Raw genomic sequence first — 12465 nt, 5'->3', positions numbered from 1 at the left:
TCAGGGAGACATGGTGAGGCTCATTTCGTAGCCATAAATTAAAAATATCTACATTTTTAGAAAACGCGCACAAAATGAACTTTTTGTTTCTTTTTTGTGATCAAAAACAACAAATATTTAACATTATTAAATGCAGGGGTAAATGCATGCGTATCGGGAGAAAAGGGCGGAAAAGGTTGAGGAAACCGCCGGTTAGCCTACACTAACGCCGGTTGCGGTGTGTCTGATGAGCGAGGTTCGGGATAAACATGTTGCTTAAAAACCTCTTCCGTCGGGTGAAGTGGGTCAGTTCCGGCCTGTTGGCGCTGATCAAACACGTGGTGCTGACGCTGCTGGTGGTACTGATTATTTTCCTCGGCGTGCGGGTGTATCAGACCGAGAGTGGTCCTGACCTTCATCCCTGGCACACCTGGCACGGGAATGAAATGAGCGCGGCGGCGCTGGATAACACCACCTTTGCGCAGTATCAGGTACGGGAAGCGGCGCTGTTTGCCGATCTACAAAAAAGGGTGGGCGATACGCTGAGCCCGGATGAGCAGACGCCGATCAACCGTTTCTGGTCGGGCAGTCGGGTTGCTCCGGCGCAATTTACCCCCAACTGGAACCGCTCATTCGTGTTGATGCCGCAAGGCAAACCGCGCGGCGTTGCCGTGATGCTCCACGGCCTGACCGACTCGCCCTACAGCCTGAAAGATATCGCCCGGATCTACCAGCAGCAGGGATTTATCGCCGTGGTGCCACGCCTGCCCGGACACGGCACCGCGCCAGGCGCGTTAACGGCGGTCGACTGGGAAGCGTGGCTGGCCGCGACACGTCTGGCGGTGCGTGAAGCAACGAGACTGGCGGGTAACGAGGTGCCGCTGCATCTGGTGGGGTACTCTAACGGCGGCGCGCTGGCGCTGAAATACACGCTGGACAGTCTGGACGACGCCACGCTGCGACGTCCGCGTCAGGTGGTGTTGCTGTCGCCGATGATTGGCGTCACGTCATTCGCCCGTTTTGCCGGGCTGGCGGGGTTACCGGCGCTGTTTCCCGCGTTTGCCAAAGCCGCGTGGCTCAACGTCACGCCAGAATTTAACCCCTTCAAATACAATTCGTTTCCGGTCAATGCGGCGCGGCAGTCTTATCTGTTGACCAAAGCGCTACAGCAGCAAATTGTGCAGGATGCGCAGACTATGCGACTTCACGATCTGCCGCCGGTGCTGACCTTCCAGTCGGTAATGGATTCCACCGTCAGCACCCAGGCGGTAGTGGAGTCGTTGTATCGCTATCTGGGACCAAACGGCAGCGAACTGGTGCTGTTTGATATCAATCAGGCGGCTAACCTGCGCCCTCTGCTGCGGACATCTTCTTATACCGCCGCCGCGACGTTGCTGCCCTCCGTACCGCGAGCTTACCGCACAACGGTGGTCACTAATGCCACGGCAGAAACGCTGGCCGTGGTGGCGCGTGACACCCTCGCCGGAACGCGTGATGTGCAGGTTCAGCCGTTACAGGAGGCCTGGCCGCAGGAGATGTATTCGTTGTCGCATGTGGCGGTGCCCTTTCCACTGACCGATTCGTTGTATGGGGTGAAGCCGGATGTGTTGAATCGCTATGGGCTGAGCATTGGCACGATTGCGCTGCGCGGAGAGACCTCCACGCTGCTGGTGGGGCTGGATACGTTAATGCGTGTCACCTCGAATCCGTTCTTTCCCTATATGAAGGAACGGATTGAGGCGGTTATCGGAAGGAATGTTAAGAATTGAGACTGTTGCCGGATGACAACGCGGCGTGTTTTATGCGGCCTGGGTTGAGGGTAGGCCGGATAAGCGAAGCGCCATCCGGCGAGGCATTACCCGACATCCACCTGCGGTTTGGTGTGGCGCTTACGGAGGATCCGTAACAGCGGCGGGATCACAATGACTGCCACCGCCATCACCAGCAGCACTTTGGTGACGCTACTTTCCCACAGAATCGCCATATTGCCGTTGCTGATCGACAGCGCACGGCGCAGGTTTTGTTCGAGCATTTCGCCCAGCACAAAGCCTAAGATCAGCGGCGACATCGGGAAGTGCATTTTGCGCAGAACGTAGCCCAGCACGCCGAGCGCGACCATCAGCACCAGATCGAAGGTTGTACTGTGTACGGCGTACACCCCGACAGCGGAAACCGCCGCGATAGCCGGTACCAGGAACCACAGTGGGATGGTCAGCATCCGGGTGAACAGGCCGATCAGCGGAATGTTCATCACCAGCAGCATCACGTTGGCAATCAGCAGAGCCGCAATCAATCCCCAGACGATATCCGGTTGTTCGGTAAACATCGCCGGTCCCGGCGTGATGTTGTACAGGGTTAGGGCACCCATCATCACCGCCGTGGTGCCGGAACCCGGCACGCCCAGTGTCAGCATCGGAATAAACGAGCCACAGGCCGACGCGTTATTCGCCGCTTCTGGTGCGGCAACCCCACGAATATCGCCTTTGCCGAAGCTGTCGCTGTTGCCGCTGATTTTTTTCTCGGTCATGTAGGTGATGGCGCTGGCGATGGTGGCACCCGCGCCCGGCAGCACGCCGACGAAGAAGCCAATCACCGACGAGCGCAGCGTCGCGCCGACGCACTGCGCGCCTTCTTTGGCGTTGAACAGCATGCGCCCTGTTTTGCGTACCAGTTTCTGCCCGCTGCTGGTATGTTCCAGCATCAGCAGGATTTCAGAAACCGAGAACAGGCCGATCACCACGACGATAAACTGCACGCCGTCAGAAAGATGCACGCTGTCAAAGGTAAAGCGATACACCCCGGTGTTGGCGTCAACGCCGACGGTCGCCAGTCCCAGACCAATCAGCGCCGCCAGAAACGATTTCAGCGGATTTTGCGCCATCATGCTGCCAAGACAGGCAATCGCAAAAACCATGAGCGCGAAGTACTCTGCCGGACCAAACGCCAGCGACCATTGCGCCAGTAAGGGGGCGAACAGAATGATTCCGCCGATGGCGATCAGTGAGCCAAAGAAGGAACTGACCGCTGAAATAGAGAGCGCGACGCCGCCGCGCCCCTGTTGCGCCATCGGGTAGCCGTCCAGCGCGGTCATAATTGCCGCCGCATCGCCGGGCACGTTGAGCAAAATCGACGAAATGCGTCCGCCGTATTCGCAACCAATGTAAACCGTTGCCAGCAGGATTAGCGCCGATTCCGCTGGCAGATGCAAAGCAAAGGCCAGTGGCAACAGGATCGCCACGCCGTTGATCGGCCCCAGACCCGGCAGCAGACCGACAATGGTGCCGACGAAGCAGCCGATCAGCGCGATCACCAGGTTTTCCGGCGTCATCGCCACCGCAAAACCCTGAGAAAGATATATCCAGGTATCCATCGTTTCTCCGTTAACTCAGCCAGGCGCCGAGCGGTAAGGTGACATCAAGCAGGCGGTCGAAGGCATACCACAGGGCGACGCCGAGGATCGCGCCGGAAATGCCCGCGGCGGGTAATGTGGCGCCAAACAGAATGCCAATCACCAGCGTCAGAATGGCGGTGGCGACAGGGAAGCCCAGCCACTCAAAGCCCCAGGCGTACATCAACAGGACGATCACCATAGTTAACAGTTTTTGCAGGACGTGCCGGCGCGGCCAGTCCACAACATCCGGATGGCGTAACAGGAGTGCCAGCGCGCACAGCGCCATCAGGGCGATAATCCCCAGCGGAAACGGACGCGGGCCGACCGGTTCGTAACTGTATTCACTCTGAATTTGCCAGGCGATAAACAGCCCGGCGATACACAGCAACAGCCAGATACCGGCGAAAATACGATCGCTCATCGGAGCCTCCATCTTTATTTCGCCAGGCCAAAGGCTTTCGCCTGCTCGCGGTAACCGGTCACCTGTTTTTTGACATACTCATCAAGCTGTTGACCCGTCATATTGAATTCGAACAGGCCACGCAGGTCGCGCTGCTTTTTGAACGCGTCGGTCTGCTGGAGTTTTTCAAATGCCTGCACCCACCATTGATACTCGGCATCACTGACTTTCGGGCCGACATAAAAGCCGCGAATGATGGGCCAGACCAGGTCGTAACCCTGCTCTTTGGCGGTAGGCACATTGGCGAGTTGTCCGGGCAGACGGTTTTCAGAGAAGACGGCGAGGACGCGGATTTTATCGCCGCTCAGATAGGGCACCATCTCACTGAGATCGCCGGAAACCACCTGTACATGATTGCCCATCAGTGCGGTGACTGGTTCGCCGCCGCCTTCAAAGGCGACATAGCGCATCTTGTGCGGATCGACGTGAGCCTGTTGCGCCAGTAGCGCCGACTTCATCCAGTCCTGGCTGCCAATAGAGGCCCCGGCGCCAATCACCACGCTGTTGGGATCTTTTTCCATCGCGGTGAGCAGATCTTTCAGTGACTTCCACGGTGAGTCGGCGCGCACGGCGATCATGCCGTAGTCCGTACCGACGCTCGCCAGCCAGCGCACATCATCCACGCCGTAACGACCAAATTTACCCTGCGACAGGTTCAACAGCGAACCGCCGGAGAACGCCACGACCGTCCCCGCTTCGGCGGGCCGTTGCGCGACGATCGCGTTATAGGCGACTGCGCCCACGCCGCCTGGCATGTAGGTCACGCGCATCGGTTTCTCGATAGCGCCGGTTTCCATCATGCTTACCTGAATCAGTTTGCAGGTAAGGTCAAAGCCGCCGCCCGGTTTCGCCGGGGCGATACATTCGGTACGCGACGGCGCTTCTTGCGCCAGGACAGAGGTGCTCATCAGTAAAACGCTTGCAGCAAGGGTACGAACGAACTGTTTTTTCATTATTTATCCTCACGCCGGAGAACCGGATGGTAGGGTTCGGAAGATTATTTTTTGATTATGTGAACCAACATGTAGCGGTTCAGTTGCGTGATTGTTAAAACATTAACCTTTCATTTCCCTTTCAATGCGGCAGAAACTTTACAGGATGTGATATGCGTCTCTTATTGGCGGAAGATAACCGTGAGCTGGCTCACTGGCTGGAAAAAGCGCTGGTGCAGAACGGATTCGCCGTGGACTGTGTGTTCGACGGACTGGCTGCCGACCATCTTCTGCATAGCGAAACCTATGCGCTGGCAGTTCTGGATATCAACATGCCTGGGATCGACGGACTGGAAGTGGTGCAGCGTCTGCGTAAGCGTGCGCAGACGCTGCCGGTGCTGCTGCTGACAGCGCGTAGCGCGGTGGCGGATCGGGTAAAAGGACTCAATGCCGGAGCGGATGATTATCTGCCCAAGCCCTTCGAACTTGAGGAACTGGACGCCCGGCTGCGGGCTTTGCTCCGGCGCAGTGCGGGACAGGTACAGGAGCTTCAGCAACTGGGCGATCTGGCATTCCATGATGAAGGGTATTTCTTGCTTCAGCAGCAACCGCTGGCGCTCACCCCGCGTGAACTGGCGCTATTGACGGTGCTGATGTATCGCAGAACCCGTCCGGTATCGCGCCAGCAGTTGTTCGAACAGGTCTTCAGCCTGAACGATGAGGTCAGCCCCGAAAGTATCGAACTGTACATTCATCGTCTGCGGAAAAAATTACAGGGCAGCAATGTGCGGATCACCACGCTGCGCGGGCTGGGATACGTGCTGGAGTGCGGCAATGAGATGGGTTAAACCCCAGTCGTTATACCTGCAATTGATGCTGTTTCTTGGTCTACCGTTGATTCTGCTGTGGGGACTGTCGGCGTTTAACAGCTACGTCAGCGCCCTGCAGGCGGCAACGCAGGCCTATGACCGCACGCTGCTGTCGTCTGCCCGCACGGTGGCGGAGCGGCTGGTGGTCCGCAATACAACGCTGGAGGTCAATGTTCCGTGGGTGGTGCTGGACAGCTTTGAACTGAACATGAACGACCGGCTGTACTATAAAGTGGTGGATCCGTCGGGGAAGGTGATTTCGGGTTACGACGACCTGCCGGCAATGCCGCCTTCCACCTCTCGCACGCAACTCTACCCTGCGCTGGCCTGGTTTTATCATACGCAATATCAGGGGCAGGCCATTCGCGTGGCGCGCCTGTTGCAGCCGGTAAACGAGGGCGGCATTGTCGGGATGGCGGAGATCTACGTCGCAGAGACGCTACAATCGCGGCGTTACCTGGCAGGACAACTGCTGTTTTCGTCATCGGTAACGCAGGGTTTGTTGGTGCTGCTGACGCTGGTGCTGGTCGGCTGGCTGCTGCGCCGCGTGCTGCGGCCGATGCGTCAGCTCTCCTCACTGATGGTGCGACGTGAACCGGAACTCCTGACACCGTTACCTGAACTGCTGCCCTGGTCGGAGACGCGGTTGCTGATCGTCGCGTTTAACCGCTATCTCGATCGCCTGCGCGCGCTGATCTCCCGGCAGGAACGGTTTAGCGCCGATGCCTCTCATCAACTGAAAACCCCGCTGGCCGTGTTGAAAACGCAGGCCGCCGTAGCGCTTGCCAGCGAACAGCCTCAGCAGTGGCACGAGAGTTTACGGGCGATGAGTACGACGCTGGACAACACCATCCTGCTGACGGAAAGGTTGTTACAGCTTTCGGCGGTGAAGCGAAAAGAGCAGGGGGAGCGGCAGTTTTCACCGGTCAATCTGTTCGAGGTGGTGCAGACGAGCTGTTTCACGCGACTGGCGCAGGCGCGCAGTAAAGGCATCGACCTGGGTTATGAAGGCGTGCTGGAGGCGATATGGATAGACGGTGATGATGTCCTGCTGGGGGAATTGTGCGGTAATTTGCTGGATAACGCCCTGAAATATACCCCGGCGCAAGGGACGGTGACCGCCAGGTTACGTCGGGAAGGTGAGGCCGTGGTGCTGGAGGTCGAAGATAGTGGTCCTGGCATCGAAGATGAACAGATTCATCAGGCAATGCTGCCGTTCCATCGTCTTGAAAATGCCGGAACGGAAGCCGGAGCAGGCATTGGCCTGGCGCTGGTTTCTGATATTGCCCGTTTGCATCGCACCCATCCTCATCTTTCACGCAGCAATACGTTAGGCGGTTTACATGTTCGGGTTCGCTTTTTAGTGGTCGCTCACATCCCGATGAAAACATAAATATTCTTTATAGACAATCAGATAGCCGGAATTACCACATTGAGCCATAAAAGCTTTTAGCAAAAAGTGCTTTTCAAAGGCAGTTTTTACACGCTGGCAAAATGTTAAAAATCTTATTACGCAATATAAAAATCCTGGGTTCCTCTCTATTTCCCCTTTCATGATACGGAAAAATAGAATTTCGTCATCTGTCCTTCCCAGGAATTTATGCTCACTAATTATTATTTTCTGATATTAATGTTCAGGCTAATAGTCCGGGGGCGTATTGACAGCTTTTTAGGCGAGTGTAAAACTGAGCGCAAGAATTACATAAACATTATTAACCAAACAGCAAGCCGCAATGGCTGCCGCCGAACCGATCCCGGGTCGTCACCAGAAGGTCTGAATTTATCGTGTGTTGTCAGTCACCAACTGGCATGAGTGGATGTTTTGTACAGGGACACGCGTTATATATTTGCATAATATTGTTTTTTATTTCTGACGATGGTCTGTGATTCATTAACGCCCTCTCCGGAGAGTAAATCGTGGATCCTGGATGTTCGTTATTTACTCATGCATGGATACTATTGTCGGAGACAATATGTGAAATCATTATAACACCATCAATAGATTATTTAATTTAAGACTGTTCAGAATTCATTTCTGAATAGCCCTCTATTTCCCATTTCCAGGTGAGGGAAGCTTATCGATTCTATGTTGCGTATTAAAAACAATTACACCGCATATAAACATTTTATCAGATTATGAGCATTTTTTATGAACACAAATTATCGCGTTATATGGAATGAAGTTCTGAAGGTATTTCAGGTTTGTTCCGAGTTGGTGAGAGGGAAAAGCCAGTCATCAACCCATTCATCTTTGAAAACAACGTCCTCTTCCGCGCAACAACATCATGCTTTGCAACCGCTTTTTAAACGTAGTGCCCTGTCACTGCTGCTGCTGGCCTCTCTGCCCGCCTATTCGGCCATTATTGATAATGGCGAGGTGGTCAACGTGGCGACGGGATATTCACTGGATTACTACACTTTCATCGGCATGAACGGCGTGGGCACACTGAATATTCTCGCGGGCGGTGTGGTGGCAGGATCGGATGTCTACAAGCTCATTATCGGCGATAACACCCAGGCGAACGGTACGGTGAACGTCGATGGTTCCGGCTCTTCGTTACGTTCAGGAGCGATGACCATTGCCGAGTACGGTGTCGGCACCATGACCATCTCCAACGCTGCGGTGGTGAATACTTCAGGGTTGGGCGTGTTGGGCGGATCAAATGGCAGTCACGGGTCCGCTACGATCCGTTCGGGTGGACTGTGGAATTTAGTGAATCCTTCGGGGGCGCTCCAGGACCTGAATATTGGTTATGGCGGCACAGGAGTGATTAACATTGAAGAGGGCGGTGCGCTGAACGCCGGTATGACAACGATTGGCAGTTTTGAGGCTGGAGTCGGAACCGTCAGCGTTAGCGGTCAGAATTCAACAATGAGCACCGGCGCGCTGCGGGTCGGGGATTATGGTTCGGGAACGCTGAATATCTCTGACTCTGCCATTGTACGCAGTAGCGCCGACAGTATGCTGGGACGTTCGCCTGCGGGTTACGGGCGAGTGAATATCAGTAACGGCGGGGAATGGCGGATCGCCGACGCCAGTGACGTCACCAAAAAACTCAACGTGGGTCATTCCGCGACAGGGATACTGGATATTCAGTCGGGTGGGAAAGTGGTTGCCAGCGCGGTGAGCCTGGCGGCAAATGGCGGCGAGGGGACGGTGAATATCAATGGCGCCGGATCGCGTCTGGATGCGACGTCAGCCACCGTCGGCGCCGTGGGCGACGGTACTCTCAACCTGAGTAACAGCGGCGCGCTTAACCTGAATGGCAAACTGTTCATTGCGCAGAATGCCTCAAGCACCGGCGTAGTGAACATTGGCGCGGCTCAGGGACAGGCCGCCGCCGGAGCGGGCGTGATTTCCGGCGTGACCGGCGTGACGTTTGGCTCGGGTACCGGTTCTCTTGTGCTCAATCACACCACCAACGATCCCTCCACCGCGGGAGGATATCAGCTCGCTATGCCGATTACCGGCCAGGGAACGATTGTTCATCAGGCCGGGCATACCGTACTGACGGGGGATAATACCTACAGCGGGAAGACCCTGGTCAATGGCGGCACGCTCACCTCGGCTCAGCAATCTAGCGCTAACAGAACCGGTCTTGGCAGCAGTGAAGTAACGATTGGCAGCGATGGCACGCTCGAAATTGTCGGTGCCACCGACACCAGCACTAATGACTTTGCCTTCAGCAATGTGTTGAACGGCACGGGGTTGATGTCTGTCAATCTGTACGCTGGGGATGATGTCTTTTCCTTTACGCCTGCTGTCGGCAACAGTTTTCGCGGAGCGGTTGAGTTGCGAAATAGCACATTTGCGCTTTCCGGGAATAACGCTTCGTCATTGGCACAATCGCTGTTAATCAGCAGTGCGGGGAACACCACAACCGTCAGCGGTACGCAGGATCTTACGGGGCTACTTTTTAATGGGGGCACGCTGGCTTTTGACGTTACGCTTCCGGGGTCAACGATCTCCGACAGTCTGGTGTCGGTCAATACCCTGGTTGCCGGCGCAGCGGGGGTAATGTACAACGGACGCGAACACCAGGCAGACGGTACCGGCACGGTGAAAGTAAACCTTGCCGATCCCTGGAACGATACTGGCGCGGCGGCGAATCCAGATACTACCGCAAACCTGCTCCAGCAGGATGACACCGGGATTGGCGTACAGCTGGTGAAAGCGTCGATTGTGCTTGGGTCGGGTGGTTCGCTGACGCTTGCCGATCAAAACGGTGCGCCGATTGCGGGAGATAAAACCCTTCAGATAGCGCAGAACGGGACGACCGTGGCGAACGGGCAGTATGGTTTTCGCCTGACCACCGCACCGGGTAATGGCCTGTATGTAAACTACGGTCTGAAGGCGTTGGATATTCTCTCCGGACAAACGTTGGTGCTGTCGCCGTATGCGGGGGCGACGGGTGCTGGCGCTGATATGTCGGCGACGATCTCCGGCAGCGGCAATCTGGCGGTGAATACGGCTGATGTCGTGTCGCTCTCCAACGGCCTGAACGACTACAGTGGTGCCACGCAGGTACAGGCAGGGACGTTGCGCACCGACGCCGATGGCGCGTTGGGCGAGACCAGCGAATTGCACATCAGTAGTGGAGCGACCGCCGATCTCAATGGTACAACCCAGACGGCGGGTACGTTGACAGGACAGTCAAACTCTACCTTAGCACTAAATGGCGGCTCGCTGACCCTGTCGAACGGCGGGCTTAGCGAGGGAAGTCTGACCGGCAGCGGTGCGCTGAATGTTAACGGCGGCCTGTTAACGATTGATGGTGCTAACGCCGCCCTGACGGCCAAAACGACCATCAGCAGCGGGGCGGAAGTGAGCGTAAATGATGTGCTGGGTGCAGGCAGCGGCGATATCGTCGACGGCGGGACATTGACCCTGAATGGCGTTGTAGGCATGCTGACGAACACCCTCAGCGGAGCGGGCGGCATTGATGTGGCAAACATGTCAGATGTGGTCGTCAGCGGGGATAACAGCGGTTTTAGCGGCCTGTTCAATATCGACGCAGACAACAAACTGACCGTCAGTGAACAGCAGAACCTTGGCACTGCTTCTGTGACGGATAACGGCCTGTTGACGGTAGCGACGGATACGAACTGGACGCTGGACAATGCCATTAGCGGCACAGGCAATCTGACCAAGACCGGTAGCGGCGTGTTGACACTGAAACAGGATTTGACCTCCTGGACGGGCACCACCGATATTCTCGACGGTGAGATTGCGCTGGGTAGCGATGCCGATTCTGCCGTCGATATGGCTAACCAGCAGGTAAATATTCACGATGGCGCTACCCTGTCGGGGTATGGTCGCACCGCCGGGGATGTGGATGTGATGAGCGGCGGGACGATGCAGGTGTCCGGCTTTACAGTCGGCGGCAATCTGACTCACAGCGGCACTGTGATCCTGGGGCGTTCGGGCATGCAGCCGGGTAATCACCTGGATGTGAACGGTAACTACCACGGTAATGACGGTCTGATGGTATTTAACACAGCCCTCGGCGGTGATGATTCCGCCACGGACAAACTGACCGTACATGGCGATACCTCCGGTAACACGCGGGTGGACGTCAATAATGTCGGCGGTATTGGCGCGCAGACCCGCAACGGCATTGAACTGGTGCAAGTGGAGGGCAATTCAGCCGGTCAATTCGCCCTGACCCGTGGCTCCGTGGAGGCCGGTGCGTATGTCTACACGCTGGCGAAGGGAACCGGCGAGGCGGCGAAAAACTGGTATCTGACCAGCAAATGGAATGGTGTGATTGATTCGGACAACCCGCCGGTTGTTGATCCGCGGACGGTGGATGTTCTGCGACCGGAAGCGGGTAGCTATACCAGCAATATTTCTGCTGCGAACACGCTGTTTGCTCACCGTCTGCACGATCGTCTCGGCGAGCCGCAGTACAGCAATGCGCTCCAGGATGAAGGGCTGGCTGGTAGCATGTGGATGCGCCACGTCGGCGGGCATGAACGTTCCACGGCGGGGGACGGCCAACTGAAAACACAGAGCAATCGCTACGTGCTGCAACTGGGTGGCGACATTGCACAGTGGAGTATGGATGGGCTGGACCGCTGGCATCTCGGCGTGATGGGCGGTTACGCCAATGAGCACAGCAACACCCAGAGTAACCGTGCAGGATACGGTTCAGACGGACGTACCAGCGGCTACAGCGCCGGTCTGTACGGAACCTGGTATCAGAATGCCGTGGATAACACCGGGGCGTATGTTGATAGCTGGTTGCTGTACAACTGGTTCGACAACACGGTGGATGCGGACGAGCGTGAGAGCGACAGCTATGACTCTAAAGGGCTGACGGCCTCGCTGGAAGCGGGTTACACCCTGAAAGCCGGTACGTTCAGCGGCAGCCAGGGTTCTCTGAACACCTGGTACATCCAGCCGCAGGCACAGTTCACCTGGATGGGCGTGAAGTCGGATTCGCATACCCGGCATGATGGTACGCGCATTGAAACAGAAGGTGATGGCAACATTCAGACGCGTCTTGGGGTGAAAACGTACCTCAACAGTCATCACAAAATGGATGACGGACAGCAGCGCGAGTTCCAGCCCTATGTCGAAGTGAACTGGATCCACAATACCGAATCCTTCGGCGTGAAGATGGATGGCGTGAAAATCAGCCGTGACGGCGCGCGCAATCTGGGTGAAGTGCGTACCGGGGTGGAAGGTAAACTGAATAACCGTTTAAGCGTCTGGGGGAATGTCGGTGTGCAACTGGGTGATAAAGGCTACAGCGATACCCAGGGCATGCTGGGAGTGAAATACAGCTGGTAAGTTCAGACGGGGAAAAGCAGAAATAAAAAAGCCGCGTA

At 56.3% G+C, this 12465-nt stretch carries 7 protein-coding genes; 4 read left to right on the top strand and 3 right to left on the bottom strand.

From position 1 onward, the window contains the following. Positions 1–248: 248 nt before the first annotated feature. The gene (locus tag C2U53_RS29575; RefSeq protein WP_104446862.1) at positions 249–1748 is read left to right on the top strand and encodes a carboxylesterase; all 1500 of its coding nucleotides are present in this window, start codon (positions 249–251) and stop codon (positions 1746–1748) included. 86 nt (positions 1749–1834) lie between these two features. On the opposite strand, the gene C2U53_RS29570 is transcribed toward C2U53_RS29575, so the two are convergent. The 3 genes from C2U53_RS29570 to C2U53_RS29560 are packed head-to-tail and all read right to left on the bottom strand — an operon-like array spanning position 1835 to position 4783. Then, a complete protein-coding gene (locus tag C2U53_RS29570; protein ID WP_042999650.1) occupies positions 1835–3349 on the bottom strand; it encodes a tripartite tricarboxylate transporter permease in 1515 nt (504 codons plus the stop codon). A 10-nt stretch (positions 3350–3359) separates the two neighbouring features. Then, positions 3360–3791: a tripartite tricarboxylate transporter TctB family protein gene (locus tag C2U53_RS29565; RefSeq protein WP_042999651.1), complete on the bottom strand. Its 432-nt coding sequence runs from the start codon at positions 3789–3791 to the stop codon at positions 3360–3362. A 14-nt stretch (positions 3792–3805) separates the two neighbouring features. Further along, on the bottom strand, positions 3806–4783 hold the full coding sequence (locus C2U53_RS29560) for a tripartite tricarboxylate transporter substrate binding protein (protein ID WP_054176932.1): 978 nt from the start codon (positions 4781–4783) through the stop codon (positions 3806–3808). A 152-nt stretch (positions 4784–4935) separates the two neighbouring features. Here C2U53_RS29560 and tctD point away from each other — a divergent pair, with 152 nt between their 5' ends. The 3 genes from tctD (at position 4936) to C2U53_RS29545 (ending at position 12427) form a co-directional block, all read left to right on the top strand. Continuing rightward, the gene (tctD, locus tag C2U53_RS29555; protein ID WP_044266571.1) at positions 4936–5610 is read left to right on the top strand and encodes a transcriptional regulator TctD; all 675 of its coding nucleotides are present in this window, start codon (positions 4936–4938) and stop codon (positions 5608–5610) included. Beyond that, entirely contained in the window at positions 5597–7024 is a 1428-nt protein-coding gene (locus C2U53_RS29550; RefSeq protein WP_104446861.1) for a sensor histidine kinase, read from the top strand. The genes tctD and C2U53_RS29550 overlap by 14 nt, the downstream gene beginning before the upstream one ends. A gap of 756 nt (positions 7025–7780) precedes the next feature. Beyond that, entirely contained in the window at positions 7781–12427 is a 4647-nt protein-coding gene (locus C2U53_RS29545) for an autotransporter outer membrane beta-barrel domain-containing protein (protein ID WP_104446860.1), read from the top strand. The last annotated feature ends 38 nt before the right edge of the window (positions 12428–12465 follow it).

This window comes from Citrobacter sp. CFNIH10, from assembly GCF_002934585.1.
GTDB classification, from domain to species: Bacteria; Pseudomonadota; Gammaproteobacteria; order Enterobacterales; family Enterobacteriaceae; genus Citrobacter_A; species Citrobacter_A amalonaticus.
The sequence above is the reverse complement of the archived record's forward strand: the minus strand, read 5'-3'. Positions and strand labels throughout refer to the sequence as shown.

What these genes read in the sequence shown, in the direction of transcription:
- C2U53_RS29575 (WP_104446862.1), top strand. Translation starts at nt 249, where the DNA reads ATGTTGCTTAAAAACCTCTTCCGTCGGGTGAAGTGGGTCAGTTCCGGC.
- C2U53_RS29560 (WP_054176932.1), bottom strand. Translation starts at nt 4,783, where the DNA reads ATGAAAAAACAGTTCGTTCGTACCCTTGCTGCAAGCGTTTTACTGATG.
- C2U53_RS29545 (WP_104446860.1), top strand. Translation starts at nt 7,781, where the DNA reads ATGAACACAAATTATCGCGTTATATGGAATGAAGTTCTGAAGGTATTT.
- tctD (WP_044266571.1), top strand. Translation starts at nt 4,936, where the DNA reads ATGCGTCTCTTATTGGCGGAAGATAACCGTGAGCTGGCTCACTGGCTG.
- C2U53_RS29565 (WP_042999651.1), bottom strand. Translation starts at nt 3,791, where the DNA reads ATGAGCGATCGTATTTTCGCCGGTATCTGGCTGTTGCTGTGTATCGCC.
- C2U53_RS29550 (WP_104446861.1), top strand. Translation starts at nt 5,597, where the DNA reads ATGAGATGGGTTAAACCCCAGTCGTTATACCTGCAATTGATGCTGTTT.
- C2U53_RS29570 (WP_042999650.1), bottom strand. Translation starts at nt 3,349, where the DNA reads ATGGATACCTGGATATATCTTTCTCAGGGTTTTGCGGTGGCGATGACG.